The 18982-nt window shown below is 37.6% G+C and carries 13 protein-coding genes, 3 tRNA genes and 2 pseudogenes; 16 read left to right on the plus strand and 2 right to left on the minus strand.

Going from position 1 to position 18982, the window contains the following annotated elements:
- Position 1 precedes the first annotated feature (1 nt).
- The 7 genes and pseudogenes from ACFINU_RS01770 (at position 2) to ACFINU_RS01800 (ending at position 8917) form a co-directional block, all read left to right on the plus strand.
- On the plus strand, positions 2-1360 hold the full coding sequence (locus ACFINU_RS01770) for a sigma-54-dependent transcriptional regulator (protein ID WP_375617700.1): 1359 nt from the start codon (positions 2-4) through the stop codon (positions 1358-1360).
- A gap of 4 nt (positions 1361-1364) precedes the next feature.
- Positions 1365-2741, plus strand: a complete 1377-nt coding sequence (trkA, locus tag ACFINU_RS01775) for a Trk system potassium transporter TrkA (RefSeq protein WP_375611279.1) — start codon at positions 1365-1367, stop codon at positions 2739-2741.
- 10 nt (positions 2742-2751) lie between these two features.
- Positions 2752-3562, plus strand: a pseudogene (locus ACFINU_RS01780) (hypothetical protein).
- Between the two features lie 147 nt (positions 3563-3709).
- Positions 3710-4342 carry an ATP-dependent Clp endopeptidase proteolytic subunit ClpP gene (gene clpP, locus ACFINU_RS01785; RefSeq protein ID WP_375611281.1) on the plus strand — a complete coding sequence of 211 codons (633 nt, stop codon included), beginning with the start codon at positions 3710-3712 and terminating at the stop codon, positions 4340-4342.
- A gap of 183 nt (positions 4343-4525) precedes the next feature.
- Positions 4526-5800, plus strand: a complete 1275-nt coding sequence (clpX, locus tag ACFINU_RS01790; protein WP_273723371.1) for an ATP-dependent Clp protease ATP-binding subunit ClpX — start codon at positions 4526-4528, stop codon at positions 5798-5800.
- A 182-nt stretch (positions 5801-5982) separates the two neighbouring features.
- On the plus strand, positions 5983-8409 hold the full coding sequence (gene lon, locus ACFINU_RS01795; protein ID WP_375617701.1) for an endopeptidase La: 2427 nt from the start codon (positions 5983-5985) through the stop codon (positions 8407-8409).
- Between the two features lie 229 nt (positions 8410-8638).
- Entirely contained in the window at positions 8639-8917 is a 279-nt protein-coding gene (locus ACFINU_RS01800; protein ID WP_375617702.1) for an HU family DNA-binding protein, read from the plus strand.
- A gap of 1059 nt (positions 8918-9976) precedes the next feature.
- On the opposite strand, the gene trmFO is transcribed toward ACFINU_RS01800, so the two are convergent.
- Entirely contained in the window at positions 9977-11389 is a 1413-nt protein-coding gene (gene trmFO / locus ACFINU_RS01805) for a methylenetetrahydrofolate--tRNA-(uracil(54)-C(5))-methyltransferase (FADH(2)-oxidizing) TrmFO (protein ID WP_375617703.1), read from the minus strand.
- 134 nt (positions 11390-11523) lie between these two features.
- Here trmFO and ACFINU_RS01810 point away from each other — a divergent pair.
- The 6 genes from ACFINU_RS01810 (at position 11524) to ACFINU_RS01835 (ending at position 17503) form a co-directional block, all read left to right on the plus strand.
- Positions 11524-11606, plus strand: a tRNA-Leu gene (locus ACFINU_RS01810).
- Positions 11607-11741: 135 nt separating this feature from the next.
- A complete protein-coding gene (tig, locus tag ACFINU_RS01815) occupies positions 11742-13169 on the plus strand; it encodes a trigger factor (RefSeq protein WP_375617704.1) in 1428 nt (475 codons plus the stop codon).
- 130 nt (positions 13170-13299) lie between these two features.
- Positions 13300-14799, plus strand: a complete 1500-nt coding sequence (gatB, locus tag ACFINU_RS01820; RefSeq protein WP_375617705.1) for an Asp-tRNA(Asn)/Glu-tRNA(Gln) amidotransferase subunit GatB — start codon at positions 13300-13302, stop codon at positions 14797-14799.
- 181 nt (positions 14800-14980) lie between these two features.
- Positions 14981-15379: an NADH:ubiquinone oxidoreductase subunit NDUFA12 gene (locus ACFINU_RS01825; protein ID WP_375617706.1), complete on the plus strand. Its 399-nt coding sequence runs from the start codon at positions 14981-14983 to the stop codon at positions 15377-15379.
- Between the two features lie 90 nt (positions 15380-15469).
- Positions 15470-15895, plus strand: a complete 426-nt coding sequence (locus ACFINU_RS01830; RefSeq protein WP_375617716.1) for a DUF2155 domain-containing protein — start codon at positions 15470-15472, stop codon at positions 15893-15895.
- 876 nt (positions 15896-16771) lie between these two features.
- Positions 16772-17503, plus strand: coding sequence for a rhomboid family intramembrane serine protease (locus ACFINU_RS01835; protein ID WP_375617707.1), 732 nt, complete (start codon positions 16772-16774; stop codon positions 17501-17503).
- On the opposite strand, the gene ACFINU_RS01840 is transcribed toward ACFINU_RS01835, so the two are convergent.
- Complete coding sequence (locus ACFINU_RS01840) at positions 17500-18330, minus strand: TrmH family RNA methyltransferase (RefSeq protein ID WP_375617708.1); 831 nt, start codon at positions 18328-18330, stop codon at positions 17500-17502. The genes ACFINU_RS01835 and ACFINU_RS01840 overlap by 4 nt on opposite strands.
- Positions 18331-18535: 205 nt before the next feature.
- Here ACFINU_RS01840 and ACFINU_RS01845 point away from each other — a divergent pair.
- The 3 genes and pseudogenes from ACFINU_RS01845 to ACFINU_RS01855 all read left to right on the plus strand — a co-directional run.
- Positions 18536-18619 (plus strand) — tRNA-Tyr (locus ACFINU_RS01845).
- Positions 18620-18650: 31 nt separating this feature from the next.
- Positions 18651-18724, plus strand: a tRNA-Gly gene (locus tag ACFINU_RS01850).
- A gap of 182 nt (positions 18725-18906) precedes the next feature.
- Positions 18907-18982 (plus strand): annotated as a pseudogene (locus ACFINU_RS01855) (elongation factor Tu); the annotation flags it as partial.

An 18982-nucleotide genomic window follows, 5' to 3' on the forward strand; every position in this document is an offset into this window, starting at 1 on the left:
TATGGTATCAGATATCTTGATTGTTGATGATGAAGCAGATATTCGTGAGCTTGTTGCTGGTATTTTAGATGATGAAGGTTATGAAACGCGTGTTGCTTGTAACTCTGATGAAGCATTGGCTCAAATTAGTGAGCGTATTCCAAAGCTCATTTTTTTGGATATTTGGCTACAGGGTAGCCGTCTCGATGGTTTAGCACTGCTTGATGAAATTAAAACACAATATCCAGCTCTTCCGGTCGTTATGATCTCTGGTCATGGTAATATTGAGACGGCTGTTTCCGCTATAAAGCGAGGGGCATATGATTTCATTGAAAAACCTTTTAAAGCTGATAGACTTGTATTGGTTGCAGAGAGAACACTTGAAAACTCAAATTTAAAACGTGAGCTTTTAGAATTGCGAAAGCGTTCGAACGAGACATTAGAGTTGCTCGGAAAATCGACAGTTATAAAAAATTTGCGTCAGATCATAGAAAAAGTAGCACCAACCAATAGTCGCATCATGATAACAGGTCCTTCAGGGGCAGGAAAAGAGACTGTTGCACGAACTATTCATGCGCTCTCAACGCGTTCGAATGGGCCATTTGTTACAATAAATGCTGCAACGATTACTCCAGAAAGAATGGAAATAGAGCTGTTTGGCAGCGAAATGGAGGGAAGAGAGCGTAAAATCGGTGCCTTAGAGGAAGCTCATGGCGGTATCTTATATCTTGATGAAATTGCTGACATGCCGCGTGAGACTCAAGGGAAGATTCTTCGAGTTTTAACGGGGCAAACATTTGAGAGAATTGGCGGCACAAAACGTGTTAAGGTGGATGTCCGTATCATTTCTTCGACAGCGCAAAATCTTGAAAACCTCATTTCTGATGGGCGCTTTAGGGAGGATCTTTTTCACCGTCTTTCCGTTGTTCCTATTGTTGTTCCGCCCCTTTCAGCGCGTCGTGAAGATATTCCAGAACTTGTACATCATTTTGTAAAAACAATATCACAGCAGGTTGGGATTAAACCGCGTGCAATCAGTGATGATGTGATTGCTATTTTGCAAACGCACGCTTGGCCGGGTAATGTGCGGCAATTACGTAATAATATTGAGCGTCTTCTTATTCTTGTGCGAGATGGTGATGGTCCTATAACAGCGGACTTTCTTCCCAGTGAAGTAAGTGATTCTTTGCCACGTCTTCAAATGGATTCAGATGAAAGTATAATGGATTTGCCGTTACGTGAAGCTCGAGAATTATTTGAAAAGAGATATTTAGTGGCGCAGATTGGGCGTTTGGGTGGAAATATATCACGTACTGCTGAATTTATAGGCATGGAGCGTTCAGCTTTGCACCGTAAACTTAAAGCGCTTGGAGTTTCTTAAAGCGATGCGTATTATTATTTGTGGAGCAGGACAGGTTGGTTATGGGATAGCAGAGCGTCTTGCTGCTGAAAATCACGATGTTACTGTTATTGATATTGAAACGAGATTAATTGAAAAGATTCGCGATACATTGGATGTGAGAGGTTTTGTTGGTCACGGTTCACGGCCTGAAGTTCTTTTGGCAGCAGATGCAGACAAAGCTGATATGTTGATTGCTGTCACTTTGTTTGATGAAGTTAATATGGTAGCTTGCCAAGTAGCACATTCATTATTTAATGTGCCCACAAAAATTGCTCGTATTCGCTCACAATCTTATTTAGAACCACGTTATAAGACGCTTTTTTCCAGAGAGAATATTCCCATTGATGTGGTTATTTCGCCAGAAGTTGAAGTTGGGGAAATGGTTTTGCGCCGTATTGCTTTACCTGGTGCAATAGATGTTCTTTATTTTTGTAATGATGATATTGTGGCACTAGCTTTGGAATGCATGGAAGATTGTCCAGTTATTAATACACCTTTGCGTCAATTAACAGAGCTTTTTCCAGATCTTCATACGACGGTTACTGCTATTAAACGTGGCGCGGAATTATTGGTTGCACATTCAGAAACGCAATTACGCGTTGGTGATATAACCTATCTTGTTGTTTCTCGTGAACAGATGCGTCGTGCTGTTGGGCTTTTTGGTCATAAAGAACAAGATGCCCACCGCATGATTATTGCAGGGGGTGGTCACATTGGCCTTTATGTTGCACAGGCTATTGAAAAGCGTTTCCATAAATTAAAATTGAAGATTATAGAAGCGCATAGAGAAAGAGCCCTCACAATTGCTGATCAGCTTGAAAAAACAACAGTTTTATACGGTAACGTGTTAGATCCAGTGATTCTTCAAGATGCGGGAATTGATCAGTCCGATTTAATGATTACATTGACCAATCAAGATCAGGTTAATCTCTTAAGCGCTATTATTGCTAAAAGATTGGGCTGCAAAGCCAATATGGTATTGATTAATAATGTTGCCTATCAAGAATTTAGTCGTGCTGTTGGTGTGGATGCATATCTTAATCCCCATAGTGTTACAATATCGAGAATTTTGCAACAAATGCGCCGTGGGCGTATTCGTTCTGTTCATTCAGTTTTTAATGGCCGAGCAGAAATTATTGAAGCTGAAGTGATGCAAACATCTTCATTGGTTGGTAAGTCATTATCAGAGCTCAATTTATCAGATGGTTTGAGAATTGGTGCAATTTATCGCAATAAGACAATAATACAGCTTTCGGCAGATACGCGTATTTTGTCTGGTGATAGAATAGTGATTTTTGCTCTTGCTGATAGGGTTCGTGATGTTGAACAACTCTTTCGCGTAAGTTTAGAATATTTTTGATATATTATCTATGGATATTTGTACTTTTTGGTATAGTGGACAATTAAGATTGGTGGATAGGCTTTGTTTGTCCTCAATGGTTAAAACTGGACAGCGAGTTAAGCTTTTTAGTTATGATAAAAAAATAGATAATCTCCCTGCTGGTGTTGAGCTGCATGAAGCCGAATCAATTTTACCACGCTCAGCAATTTATCGCCTTGATCCCGATTTTTCTGATGATAAACTAGGGTGTACAATTGTTCAGTTCTCGGATTTTTTTTCGTGTTATGCTGATGAAATATCAACAAGGTGTTTGGTTAGATACAGATGTTTACCTTGTTAAACAATTTCATCCAGATGCGGATAAGGTTTGGTTGGTAAGAGAAAATAATATAAGAGTAGGCGTTTCTGCACTTTATTTTCCGCCCAATAACCCTATTATAAAAATATTTGAGGATTATTGGGCTGGCACAGAAATTATTCCTCATTGGCTTGGGTTTAAGCGTCGTGTTTGGAGACCGTTCTGGTTAAAGAGGAAAAAAATGCCGATTTTACCGCGAAATCTTGGCGTTACAATATTTGGCAATGATGGTATTTCACGATTAGCAAAACGATATGGTTTTTTTCATGAAGCAAAGGAAAAGGAAACTTTTTATTATTGGACTGGGCGAAAAACTGAACGTATTTTTGAACCAGCTTTTGGTGTAAAGCCGCTTACAGATTCACGCTTGATAGGCTTTCATATTCACAGAAAGACAAAGACTACGAAAAGACCTCAGGAAGGAAGTTTTTACCATTGGGCGGTATCTCGCATTCCGGATGTTCATCATTTGTTTAGGTAGAGTTATTATTGCTATTTTAACTATTGAGATTTTAATCTATCTTATACAATCTCTTGATTGTAGCTTGCACAAGAGAGTAATGTTAACATATGGATAAAAACATTGAATGTGTAAAAAGCGGTTGTTATATGAACGGAAAGTAAAAATATGAGTGATCCAATGAAAACAGCATTAAGCCTTGTTCCTATGGTTATTGAACAAACAAATCGTGGTGAACGGGCCTATGATATTTTTTCCCGTCTTTTAAAGGAACGGATTATTTTTATTAATGGACCTGTTGAAGATGGTATGGCAATGCTTGTTTGTGCACAGTTGCTTTTCTTGGAAGCGGAAAATCCTAAAAAAGAAATTAGTCTTTATATTAATTCTCCAGGTGGTGTCGTAACATCTGGTATGGCTATTTATGATACTATGCAGTTTATTCGCCCTCCTGTTTCTACGCTTTGCATGGGGCAAGCGGCATCTATGGGGTCTTTATTGTTAACGGCTGGAGCAAAAGGTCATCGTTTTACATTACCAAACGCACGTATTATGGTGCATCAACCATCTGGTGGTTTTCAAGGTCAAGCTTCAGATATTGAGCGACATGCGCAAGATATTATAAAGATGAAACGGCGTTTAAATGAAATTTATGTTCAACATACGAGTCAAGATTATGAGGTTATAGAGAGAACTCTCGATCGCGATCATTTTATGACAGCAGAAGAAGCCAAAGCGTTTGGCTTAGTTGATGATGTTATACAATACCGTGCAGAAACTGAAAAAGAAGAAAAAGATTAAGAATTTTTATAGAAAAAACAGCTACTTTAAATCAAAGAGTTTTATAAAAAATATAGCAAAATAAGAGAAACACCTAAAAGTATTGAGACATGCATGGTTTTCTATATGTCTTTTAGTTTTCATGATGAAAGGCTTCCTTTGAAAAGGCAAAGTGTTCATATATTGTGGTGAAAGGAAAGAAAAATGAGCAAAATTAGCAATAGCGGGAACGAATCAAAAAATACTCTCTATTGCTCGTTCTGCGGCAAGAGTCAGCATGAGGTGCGTAAGCTCATTGCGGGGCCTACTGTATTTATCTGTGATGAATGTGTAGAGCTTTGCATGGATATTATTCGGGAAGAAAATAAGTCTTCTGGGGTTAAGGTGCGTGATGGTGTTCCTACGCCACAGGAAATTATAACAGTTCTTGATGACTATGTTATTGGTCAGCAGCATGCAAAGCGTGTTCTTTCTGTTGCTGTTCATAATCATTATAAACGGTTGGCGCATCAGTCTAAAAGCAATGATATTGAGTTGGCTAAATCAAATATTCTTCTTGTTGGTCCAACGGGTTGTGGTAAAACTTATCTTGCACAAACATTAGCACGTATTATTGATGTGCCTTTTACGATGGCGGATGCGACCACTTTGACTGAAGCGGGTTATGTGGGAGAAGATGTTGAAAATATTATTTTGAAGCTTCTTCAAGCAGCAGATTATAATGTTGAACGTGCGCAGCGTGGTATTGTTTATATTGATGAGGTTGATAAGATTTCTCGTAAAGCAGACAATCCTTCTATTACAAGAGATGTTTCGGGGGAAGGAGTTCAGCAAGCGTTATTAAAAATTATGGAAGGAACGATTGCTTCTGTTCCTCCTCAAGGTGGACGTAAGCATCCGCAACAAGAGTTTCTTCAGGTTGACACCACAAACATCTTATTCATTTGTGGGGGAGCTTTTGCAGGTTTAGAACGGATTATTTCAGGGCGTGGTGAAAAAACTTCTATTGGTTTTTCTGCGACTGTTAAGGCTCCGGATGAGCGTTGTGTCGGTGAAATTTTTCGTGATTTAGAGCCTGAAGATCTTATTAAATTTGGTTTAATACCAGAATTTATTGGGCGCCTTCCTATAGTCGCTACCTTAGAGGATTTAGATGTTAACGCCCTCATGCAAATTTTATCCCAACCTAAAAATGCGTTAGTAAAGCAATATCAGCGTCTTTTTGAAATGGAGAATGTCGAGTTAGCATTTCATGAAGATGCTTTACGTGTTATTGCAAAGAAAGCAATTGAACGTAAAACTGGTGCTCGTGGTTTACGTTCTATTATGGAGAAGATCCTTCTTGAGACGATGTTTGAGCTACCGGCTCTTGAAGGCGTTCAAAAAGTGGTTATTTCGAGTGATGTCGTTGATGGTAAAGCGCGTCCTCTTTATATTTACTCAGAACGTGCAGAAGATAAAGAAAATGTATCAGCATGACATTGTGTGATGCACAATATAAAAGGTGGTAATGAACGGTATTTGATAGGTGTTTCTAATAATATCATTATAATGCTTGATTTATGTATGAGTAATTACCACTTCATGTACAGTGAAGAGCTGAGATTTTCTAAGGTGGGCTAATTGTTGTAGATAGCTCATAGGCTCCAGAAAGGAGAGTTATGCAATATATTGATGAAAAGACAGATGAAGTAAGAGATGGGGTTTATGCTGTTTTACCTCTTCGTGATATTGTTGTCTTCCCCCATATGATTGTTCCACTTTTTGTGGGCCGCGAAAAATCAATTCGTGCTCTTGAAGAAACGATGGCGGTTGATAAGCAAATACTATTGGTGACACAAAAAAATGCTTCTGATGACGATCCAAAATCAGAGGATATTTATCATATTGGTACATTTGCTAATATTCTTCAACTTTTAAAGCTTCCTGATGGTACTGTAAAGGTTTTGGTTGAAGGAACTGCACGTGCAAAAATTAGTCAATTTGCTTTAAGTGAAGGTTATCATCAGGCTTTTGCAACTGTTACAGAAGAACCTAGAGAGAGTGATGTTGAGATTGAAGCTCTTTCAAGGTCAGTGATTGCTTATTTTGAAAACTATGTAAAGCTTAATAAAAAAATCTCTCCTGAAGTTGTGAATGCGATTGGCCAGCTTGATAATCCTTCTAAGCTTGCCGATACGATTGCTTCTCATTTGATGATTAAACTTGCAGAAAAACAGGAAATATTAGAGCTCTTACCTGTGCGGTCCCGTCTTGAACGTGTTTTGTCCTTCATGGAAGGAGAAATTTCTGTTTTGCAGGTTGAAAAACGTATTCGTTCGCATGTTAAACGGCAAATGGAAAAAAACCAACGAGAATATTATCTCAATGAGCAGATGAAGGCTATTCAAAAAGAGTTAGGAGCAGGTGATGATAGCCGAGATGAACTCTCTGAATTAGAAGAACGTATCAAGAATACAAAACTATCCAAGGAAGCACAGGAAAAAGCTGGAGCAGAATTGAGAAAATTACGGAACATGTCTCCTATGTCTGCAGAAGCGACAGTTGTACGTAACTATCTTGATTGGTTATTAGCAATGCCTTGGGGTAAAAAATCTAAGATTAAAAACAATTTAGATTTTGCTGAAAAGGTCATGAATAATGAACATTTTGGTCTTGAAAAAGTTAAGGAGCGAATTATTGAATATTTGGCCGTACAAAGTCGCGCGTCAAAGATAAAAGGTCCCATTATTTGTTTGTTAGGTCCTCCAGGTGTAGGGAAAACATCATTAGCGCGCTCTATTGCAAAGGCAACGGGACGTGAGTATGTTCGTATCTCATTGGGAGGTGTCCGAGATGAAGCAGAAATTCGTGGACATCGCCGAACATATATTGGATCGATGCCTGGAAAAATTATCCAGTCTATGAAAAAAGCAAAAAAATCTAATCCGCTTTTCTTGCTTGATGAAATTGATAAAATGGGCCAGGATTTTCGTGGCGATCCTTCATCCGCTTTATTAGAAGTTCTTGATCCTGAACAAAATGGTACATTCATTGATCACTATTTGGAAGTTGAATATGATCTTTCTGATGTCATGTTTATCACAACTGCCAATACACTTAATATTCCAGGTCCGTTAATGGATCGTATGGAAATTATTCGTATCGCTGGTTATACTGAATGTGAGAAAATGGAAATTGTTAAACAGCATCTTTTACCAAAGGCACTAAAAGATCACTGTTTATCTAAAAAAGAACTCAGTATTTCTGATGGAGCACTAAGGTCAATTATTCAGTTTTATACACGTGAGGCAGGCGTTCGTAACCTTGAACGTGAACTCATGAAAATTTCCCGCAAATCCGTTACAAAAATTCTCAAAACACATCAAAAATCTGTAAAAGTTACAGAAAGTAATATTCATGATTTCTTGGGTGTTAAACGTTATCATTACAATCAGATTGAAGGAGAAAATCAAATTGGTGTTGTAACAGGTCTTGCGTGGACAGAAGTCGGTGGAGAGTTATTGACCATTGAAGGAGTTATGATGCCCGGCAAAGGGAAGATGACTGTAACTGGAAATTTACGTGATATTATGAAAGAGTCCATTTCAGCGGCAGCATCTTATGTACGTTCTCGTGCTGTTGATTTTGGTATTGAACCTCCACTTTTTGAAAAACGCGATATCCATGTTCATGTTCCAGAGGGTGCGACACCAAAAGATGGCCCATCGGCTGGGATTGCAATGGTGACAGCAATTGTTTCGGTCCTTACAGGAGTAGCTGTGCATAAAGATATTGCAATGACTGGTGAAATTACTTTACGTGGACGCGTTTTACCCATTGGTGGATTAAAAGAAAAACTCTTAGCAGCTCTTCGAGGAGGGATAAAAAAAGTACTTATTCCTGAAGAAAATGCAAAAGATTTGGTTGATATTCCTGATGATGTCAAAAATAATATGGAAATTATTCCAGTAAATCATGTGAGTGAAGTTTTGAAACACGCTTTGGTTCGTTTTCCAGACACTATTGAATGGAAAGAACCCTCTACAGGAGCTGTGCCAATCCGGTCAGAGAGCAGTGATAGTGAAGGAATACAGATTGCGCACTGATTCACTTATCTCATTTATAACGGCATTTTTTAGGTGGTAGAAGGTGTTGTTGAGGTTATTATTCTGTTTTTTGTTGGAAAAAGTGAAAAATTCCGTGAATAACTGTGATTATTGCTAAAAAAACAATGTTTTGGATAAAAATAAGACTTCTGTTTGCTGTACTTTTCAATAAACTGACCAATAACATGATTAAGTCATGTTCAGGTAATATAGGGAAAGGAAATATTTTATGAATAAAAGTGAATTCGTTAGCTCCGTTGCTGAAAAGGCAGGTGTTTCGAAAGCGCAAGCTGGTGTTGTTGTTGATGCTTTTATGGCTTCTGTAACAGAAGCTTTGGCTTCAGGGGGAGATGTTCGTCTTCCAGGTTTTGGCACTTTTGAAGTTTCTCATCGTGCTGCAACAAAGGGGCGTAATCCTTCAACTGGTGCTGAAATCGATATTCCAGCACGTTCTGTACCCAAATTTTCTGCAGGAAAAAGCCTTAAAGAAGCAGTTAATAAAAAATAATTTAAGCTACATTAAAAAAACCCGATTTATTTATAAACGGGTTTTTTTAACACATGTGTTATGCTTGTTTTTCACATAAAACTTTGAGATCTTTGCGATGCTTTTTATTTTCATGTATTGCTGGAAATATATTGTTTTTAGTCTTTTCAATAAAATATTGCACTGTATTAATTGAGCGCGGGTATGAGTTATAAAATGTAATATTAACTTTTGTTACGCTGAAGTGTTACGGTATTTATTTCAAAACAAGATCCGTAAATAATATGAGGCGGAAAACTCTGTAAAGTCTATAAAAGTTATTATATATCACCATTTACGCTTAATAAAAGCGCATGTTCGTGCCACCGTGCTATCTATTTTTCTCACTTCCTATAATGTTGCGACTAGCCCCAGATATCTGAGACGAGTGCATAAGGGATAGTTTTATTCTTTTACTCTTATACGCCAACCTTTCTTGTGACGCACCAAGAGGATAATTTTATTGATTTATTATAAAATCCTGAAATAAAAGAATCTTATGATATTCAGATTTCGCTTTCAATATTGGGATTTTTCTTGGCATTTGAGAGGGGAGAGATAGCTCCAGCTCTATCCTACAAATATTTTTTCCATATCTTTATTTCACTTGTGATATGCAAGCGCGTATTTTTCCTTCATCATACAGAGTTAAAATAAGAGAACATCACAAATTTTGAGGGAGGAAGTTAAAAACAGAAAAATTACTCTTATAAAATAATATACATTACGTAATATAAAAACTATTAATAAAGATAGTACAGTATTACTTGTGTATTTTCCATTTATTTATTTTTTTGATTATTCATAATATATTTATATGATTATTTTGTTTTAGTCATTAAATCATATTAAATTGTTGATAGCGGTAAAGTTTTTTTATAGCCAAAAGTTATTTTACAGCATCTACATAATTGAATAAATGATGAAACGTAGGGTAGTATTTATTGATTGGGGGAGGCAGTCTTTAAAAGGCTTTAGGGTGATTTTTTCATGAGGGGCATAAAGATCTATTCAGTAGGTGAGAGGCGAATCGTGTGTTTTTTATAAACAGGAGCTCTTTGATTCTTTATTTGCTAACCACTGAGTACAATCATTGAGAGCTCTCGCTGTTATGGCTTGTTTTTTTACTAATTTTTTTTCTTTACTTGGTAAGCGTTTTCCTGAATGTTTAATAGAAGCAATAGGGGGAAAGAGTCCGAAATTGATATTCATTGGCTGAAAAGATTGTGTTTCTGCTTTTTCATCTATGATGTGTCCCCCTGTAATATGATTCAAAAGGGCTCCGAATGCTGTAGTTTGTGGGGGTAGGCAAGGGGAAATATGATGATATTCGGCAGCAGCAAAACGTCCAGCAAGAAGCCCTATTGCCGCTGATTCTACATAACCTTCACATCCGGTAATTTGCCCTGCAAAGCGTAGTTGTTTTTTTTGTTTTAAACGAAGGGTTTGATCAAGAATAATTGGCGAGTTGAGGTAGGTATTGCGGTGAAGACCACCAAGACGCGCAAACTCTGCTTTTTCAAGACCGGGAATCATTCTAAAAATGCGAATTTGTTCACCATATTTTAATTTTGTCTGAAAGCCGACCATATTATAAAGCGTTCCAAGTTTATTATCTTGGCGTAATTGAACGACAGCATAGGGTTTAACTGTAGGGTTATGGGCATTAGTTAAGCCCATAGGTTTCATAGGACCATGTCTTAACGTTTCAAGTCCGCGCTCAGCCATAATTTCAATGGGGAGGCATCCATCAAAATAGGGTGTTTTTTCAAAGTCACGAAACTCTGTTTTTTCAGCATTTTTTAACGCTTCAACGAATGTTTCATATTGTTCTTTGTTGAGGGGACAATTAAGATAATCTTTTCCTGTTCCCTCAGGACCAATTTTATCATAGCGAGACTGATACCAACAAATGTTGATATCAATACTGTCGGTATGGATAATAGGCGCAATTGCATCAAAAAAAGAAAGAGCTTTTATACCGGTTATTGCTTGTAATTTTTGAGCAAGTGCAGGCGATGTAAGGGGGCCTGTTGCAATGACAACATGTTTCCAAGCTTTAGGAATTTCTTGAACTTCTTCACGTCTGATTGTTATAAGAGGGTGATTTTCAAGTGCTGTCGTAACGGTTTTTGAAAATCCATCACGGTCAACAGCAAGAGCACTACCTGCGGGAACTTTGTTGGCATCAGCAGCTTTCATAATTAACGATTTTGCTAATCGCATTTCAGCATGTAAAAGCCCTACGGCATTTGTTAATGAATCATCGCAACGAAACGAATTTGAACAAACCAGTTCTGCCAATTTATCGGTTTTATGGGCATCTGATTTTTTTTCGGGTCGCATTTCATGCAAAACAACAGAAATTCCTGACTGAGCGATTTGCCAGCTTGCTTCACACCCCGCAAGACCGCCACCGATGATATGAATTGGGATATCAAATGTCTTTAACATAATTGACTTTTAGCGTAAGCAGTTATGTATGAAAAGCATAGATTTTGTTTTTTTTAATATATTTGTTTGCTTTTTTTCTGTAATTAATGGTATAGAAACGCCGCTTGTATAAGGTTATTAGCTTGTAAGTTTGAGCGGATGTGGCGAAATTGGTAGACGCACCAGATTTAGGTTCTGGCGGGAGACCGTGGGGGTTCGAGTCCCTCCATCCGCACCAAAGCAATCCCTTAAGTGCTACGGATTTCTACGTGTCTGAAATTCCGCTTCATGGTAAATGTAACACTCGAAGTGTTAGAATGTAATGATTATTAGAGTGGGTTGATCCCTCTCCTTAGAAAAATGAAGGTGTTTAATGCAGGTTACCGAGACGCTTAATGAAGGACTGAAGCGCGAAATTAAGATCGTGGTTCCAGCGAAAGATTTAGAAGAAAAGTTGAATGAACGATTGGATGATACCAAGGGAAAAATCAAGCTTAATGGTTTTCGTCCCGGTAAAGTGCCTAGTGGGCATTTGCGAAAAATGTATGGTAAATCCTTTATGGCTGAGATTCTCAATGAGATACTCAGTGATGCACCCCGTTCTATTTTAGCAGACCGCAATGAACGTACAGCGATGCAGCCAAAAATAGATATAGATGAAGATGAAAAAATTCTAGATGGCAAGGCTGATTTTACTTTTAGTTTAAAGTATGAAGTTTTACCAAAAATTGACATTAAAGATTTTGAACATATTAAGGTTATCCGTGAAATTGCAACTATTCCTGAACAGGATATTGATGATCAAGTCAATCGCGTCCTTTCTTCTACGCGTAATTATTCTCTAAAAGAGGGGAATTCTGAAGAAGGTGATCGCATTACCATAGATTATCAAGGTAAGCTTGAAGGCATTCCATTTGAAGGTGGGGCAGATAGTGATGCACAACTGATTCTTGGGTCAAAACAATTTATTCCTGGTTTTGAAGAGCAATTGGTTGGTGTGAAAGTTGGGGATGTAAAAACGATTTTTGTTAAATTTCCTGATAATTACAGTGCGGCACATTTGGCGGGACGGGAAGCAGAGTTTGACATTACTGTCAAAGCTGTCTTTAAACCAGATGAATTAAAAATTGATGATGAAGCGGCACAAAAAGTTGGTTTAGAGTCTCTAGATCGCTTACGTGAGGTCGTTCGTGGGCAGATTGAAAGCCAATATGGTTCAGTGACACGTCAAAAAGTTAAGCGTCAAATTCTTGATGCTTTAGATGCTGATTATAATTTTGAGATTCCTGAAGAACTTTTAGAGGTTGAGTTTAACAATATATGGGCTCAGGTTAATGATGATTTGAAAAAGGCTGGGCGCAGTTTTGAAGATGAAGGTATTACAGAAGAAAAGGCACGGGAGGAATATCGTGTCCTTGCGCAGCGTCGTGTTCGTCTTGGTTTGGTGCTTTCTGAAATTGGAATGAAGGTTGGTGTTAAAGTTAGTGAGGATGAGCTAAAAGCAGCCGTTTTTGATCAGGTTCGCCAGTATCCTGGACAAGAGAAAGAGATTATGGATTTTTTCCGTAAGACTCCGGAAGCTGTTGAAAATCTACGTGCTCCGATTTTTGAAGAAAAGGTCATTGATCATTTATTAGCACAGATAAAAGTCACAGATAAAGAAGTGACGGTTGAAGAGTTGATGAAAGAATATGACGAATCAGATGTCCTTGAAGAAAAGCCGGCAAAGAAAAAGTCAGCAGTGAAAGAAACGTCTACAGAGAAAAAAACAGCTAAGAAAAAGGCTCCTAAAAAAGCTTAATGTTTATGCAAACAACACAAGCCCGATAAAATCGGGCTTGTGTTGTAAGATTTATATCCTAGGATTGCACTGAGAGAATGGTTTTAGATAAGCCATGAGTGAATTTTAAAATATTGGTAGTGGATTGGCAATGAGCATCATTGATACGCGTACTCCTGATTCTAAGCGTTTTATTTCTGGAGTTACAGGTGATTGGGAAGTCATCATTGGCATGGAAGTTCATGCGCAAATCATATCAAATTCGAAACTTTTTTCAGGAGCATCAACCAAATTTGGTGCAGAGCCGAACAATCATGTATCACTTATTGATGCAGCCATGCCAGGTATGTTGCCTGTTCTTAATCAAGAATGTGTTCGTCAAGCGGTTCGAACGGGGTTAGGATTAAAGGCGCATATTAATTTAAAATCTGTTTTTGATCGCAAAAACTATTTTTATCCAGATTTACCGCAGGGGTATCAGATTTCTCAATTTCGCTATCCCATTGTAGGAGAGGGAAAGATTATTATATCTGTTGGTCCAGATTCGAATGGCCAATTTGAGGATATTGAAGTGGGAATTGAGAGGTTGCACCTTGAACAGGATGCTGGAAAATCGATGCACGATCAACATCCAACGATGTCTTTTGTAGATCTTAATCGTTCTGGTGTTGCTCTTATGGAAATTGTTTCTAAGCCTGATATGCGCTCATCAGATGAAGCTAAAGCCTATATGACAAAATTGCGTACGATTGTTCGTTATTTGGGCACTTGCGATGGCAATATGGATGAAGGTTCTATGCGTGCAGATGTCAATGTATCTGTTCGTCGTCCTGGTGAAGGTTTTGGAACGCGCTGTGAAATTAAAAACGTTAATTCTATTCGCTTTATTGGTCAAGCAATTGAATATGAAGCGCGTCGTCAGATTGCAATTTTAGAAGATGGAGGCGTCATAGATCAAGAGACTCGGCTTTTTGATGCCGCTAAAGGTGAAACGCGCTCTATGCGCTCAAAGGAAGAAGCGCATGACTATCGTTATTTTCCTGATCCTGATCTTTTACCATTAGAATTTGATCAAGCATTTGTGGATGCTTTGGCAGCAGACTTACCAGAGTTGCCTGACGCTATAAAAGCACGTTTTGTTAAGGAAATGGGATTGACAGTGTATGATGCTTCCATTCTTGTGACAGAAAAGGCTATTGCTGATTATTTTGAAGAAGTAGCACGTGGGCGTGATGGAAAAATAGTTGCCAATTGGGTGATTAACGACCTTTTAGGGGCTTTAAATAAAGATAATCGTGAGATTGAAGAGTCACCAGTATCGCCAAATCAATTGGGAAGCATTATTGATCTTATAAAAGAAGGAGTTATTTCTGGAAAAATTGCCAAAGATCTTTTTGAGATTATTTGGAATGAGGGGGGAGATGCACGCCAAATTGTAGAAGAACGAAATATGAAGCAGGTAACGGATACAAAGGCTATTGAAAGAGCTGTTGATGAGATCGTTGCCAATAATTCTGATAAAGTTGCGCAAGCAAAGCACAAACCTGCTTTAGCTGGTTGGTTTGTTGGACAGGTAATGAAAGCAACAGGTGGTAAGGCAAATCCCCAAGCTGTTAATGAATTGGTGAAGATGAAACTTGGCATAGATTAAATTTTATGGGGTGGAGAAGAAGCCATACATATGATATCTTCTTGAAATTAAAGGATAGCACGTTAACCTATCAATTGGAATTGTAGTTGAATTTACTAGTAACTTTTTCGATAATTTCAATCGTTAATAATTTTATTCCAACGATTAATTTCATGAACGCACTAAATGAATGGAATAGCAGATGGCTCGTTTTTTAAAGCAAATCTTCACATGGTGGAATGGCAATACCATTGGTACGCGTTTTTTCACATGGCGCAAAGGTAAGCGGATAGGGGAAGATCAATTTGGAAATATATATTATGAAGGAGGACTTCATAAGGATGGTTATCCGCACCGTTGGGTTATCTATAAAGACTATTCTGAGGCCTCTACTATTCCACCAGGTTGGCACGGCTGGATTCATCATCGCTGTGAGTGTCCACCAACACAAGAGGATTATCATCCTTATGAATGGGAAAAGCCTTATGTTGCAAATATGACAGGAACAAGTGAGGGCTATCGACCAAAGGGGGCTATCACCTCCAATGGAGAGTGTTCTTGTGTGCATGAAGATTATGATGCGTGGTCACCTAAAAAATAACATGTTTTAATGTGCGTGTGTATTTTTTGTCTTATTTGACTCTATGTTATGAAAAGAATTATTTTTTAAGGTGCGATTGATTTTGATATGATGAGATTTTTTTTATTTTTAGGGGTGAGGCATTTTATATATATTTTTTTTATGGGAATTTTAGTGTTTTTATCCTTAAATAATGGGGTGCGGGCTGAGCGTATTAGCAATGGAATTGCTGTTTTTGCAGGTCTTGACAAAATCACGGGACGGACCACACGTTTTGAAGTTACTCTTGGTAAAATTTATCAGTACGGCGCATTACAGGTAACACCACGTGCGTGTTATACGAGCTCTAAAGATGAACCCACGCGTACAACTGGTTTTGTTGAAGTCAATGAAGTAACATTAGATAAAAAAATACGGCGTATTTTTACAGGATGGATGTTTGCAGATAGTCCTGGTTTGAACGCTGTTGAGCATCCTATTTATGATGTGTGGTTAAAGGATTGCAAGCAGAATTCTCAAGATCGTTTTCTTCAATAATTAGTGTGTTATCTATTTATAATACATTGATTTATAATGGTCCTTTATCATTTTACAACTTAATAGCAAATTCCTATGATTACCTCATTTAATTTTTTTTATATTGAATAATCCAAATTATTCTCTTGCGCGTTACAAGTGTCGGATGTGTCAATAAGACTGTCTAAAAAAGGAATAAAAAATTCCGTCATGAACTGTTTAAATTCAAAGATGCATCATTAGAATCAACATATTTTTTCAGTGTTTCATAAGAGACAGTTCTTGAATTATATCTGTTAAAGGTTGAAATGAAAGGCTTGTTTATATTTGTTAAAGAGATGAACTGACGCTTTTGCATGTATGAGGGAAACAGATTATCAAGTAAGTAATTCATCATGAAACACCAATTAGTATATCTAGAGAACGCTGTATTGGTGTTTTTTCTCATAGAGATGTCATTTTTCGTTCAAAGCGTAGAAGCAATGCAGGACATATTAATGGAAAAATTGAGATTTAAGATTCTTTAAAGTTTATCAATCCAAGTATAGCTTGGTTAAAAAATGCAATAATCAATATATTTCTAGTAAGAAAATAATGTTTATATATTTTTATTATACACCACCTCATAAGTGAGTTTGTCTATTCGTAAGTTCTTGTATATTGCATGGTAACTTCACATTTAAGTAAGCAGGATACCACTAAGTTTGTAAATCATATTCTTGGTATCCATGCTTTTTAAAATCTTTTGTATAAAATACACGTGTTTTCATGTAGAGCTATTGAAAATTTAAAAAAGGGCTTCGAAGAGGCGTTGAGAAGATTCTGCATCACTGGGAATGGTATATTTATTTTGTATAAAGAATAACCCATTTTCTAAAAAATACGAGATTTTATACAATGAAAGTTTCTAGTCACCAACATAATGATGTTTCCCGATTGCCGAAACAACCTAAAGAACCCTTATTGAATGTTCCATTTATTATAGTTGTTTTGATAGCATTTTGTTTTTGTCTTTATTGCATTTCTCAGTATTTTTTTTCTCATCAGGTTTATGTTGAAAGCCTTGAGTTTTTTTCATTTATACCAGCATTGTTTAAGAGGGATCCTGTAGCATTTTGTTATACCATGGTGAGTTATTCATTTATGCATAGTAGTTTTAAACATGTTGCTCTTAATATGGTTTGGCTTTTGGTTTTCGGCTCTCCTTTAGCAAGGCATTTTGGTGTTTTACGTTTTTTAATTTTTTGGGTGTTAACGGCAATTATTTCTGTTTTGACTTATTTTACATTTCATCAAGAAAGTACCATATCACTTATTGGGGCGTCAGGTGCCGTATCTGGAATGATGGGGGCTATTGCACGTTACGGTTTTCCTAGTGGTAATCTAGCTGTCAATGTGCAGAACGAAAAACTTTTGGGATCTTTATTATCTGTCAAAAAAGCTTTGTGTTCTAAGGGGGTTCTTGTTTATATGAGTGTATGGCTGACGACTGATTTGATCATAGGTATTTCTTCTATTTTGTTTGAAGAAAATGGCATCTCAATAGCATGGGAAGCTCATATTGGCGGTTTTTTTGCGGGTTTTTTGTTGGTTGGTTTTTTTGATGTTTCACAAAAAATTAAAAACTAGAATCTAAGATATTGATGTGCCACATAAAGAGCTATTGTTGCTGCATTTGAAACATTTAATGATTTAATATTTCCAGGCATGTCAAGGCGTGTTAAAGCGCAAACGGTTTCGCGTGTTTTTTTACGTAAACCTTTACCTTCTGCTCCTAAAACAAGAGCAATTTTATTCCCTGTTAATGCTGTTTCTAGAGGTTGGTCACCTTCTGAATCGAGACCAAAGCTTGTAAAACCTGTTTGATGAAGTTCTTGAAGAGCTTCAGCAAGGTTTCGTACGGTAATATAATGAATCATTTCCAGAGCTCCAGATGCCGCTTTCGCAAGAACACCGCTTTCGTGGGGAGAGTGACGGCAAGTTGTAATAAGTGCTTTAGCTTTTAATGCAACTGCAGAGCGCATAATAGCACCAACATTATGTGGATCGGTAATTTGATCCATGACAATGACCAGATCAGTATTGGTTAGTTCCGACAGTTTGCATGGTTTGAGGGGGAGAGTTTCCAAAACAATACCTTGATGAACAGCCTCACTTCCAACAAGCGAATCAAGATATTTGGGGGTACATAATGTAACAGAGCAAGGATAATCTGATTCGGATATATTTAATCGTTTTAAGGCATTTTGTGTAACGTAAAGACATTTTAAAATTCTTTTTGGGTTTTCTAAAGCAGCCTGAACAGAATGAATGCCATAAAGATGGATGATCTCTTGCTGTAAAGAAGCAGCTTTCTTATTTGGGTGTGTAAAAGATCGAGAAGGAGAGCCTTTTGTATCGCGATATCGGCGACGCAAACGAGCATAATGAGAATTTTGTGATGTTTTTTCTTTCATAGCTTCTTTATAACGTGTTAATAAGAAAAATAGAGAGAAAAAATCTATAATTTAAAATTATGAGCAGGAAATTTGTACAGAATTGTATTTATTCTGTTGACAGATACAATAGTAATCGTCATAACCACTTCGCAATCAGATTGAATTGAATGGGTATTCAAGATGGTTGTCGTGATGTCTCATTGCGCGACTTTATCGGTGTAATGGAGGGGTGCCCGAGTGGTTAAAGGGGGCGGACTGTAAATCCGTTGCGTATGCTACGTTGGTTCGAATCCAACCCCCTCCACCATTCATCGAAGGAGAGTTAGTACGTGGGTCATGCGGGTATAGCTCAATGGTAGAGCAGCAGCCTTCCAAGCTGAATATGCGGGTTCGATTCCCGCTACCCGCTCCAAATGGTTGTTGATGATTGGGCAAATAGGTATGATGGAGGATATTCCATTTATAGATTTGGTGGGGTTTTCCGTCTAAGAGTTGTGGTGATTGGGCTGTTTACAGTCTGGTCAGACTTAAGTTTTGCAGAACTGTCCCTAGATGCTAATAAAAATTAGGGAATAAAACAAGAGATTAATAGCAATGGCGAAGAGCAAGTTTGAACGAACAAAACCGCATGTTAATATTGGTACGATTGGTCACGTTGATCATGGGAAGA

This window comes from Bartonella sp. AC130YNZD, assembly GCF_042196865.1.
In the GTDB taxonomy this organism is placed as follows: domain Bacteria; phylum Pseudomonadota; class Alphaproteobacteria; order Rhizobiales; family Rhizobiaceae; genus Bartonella.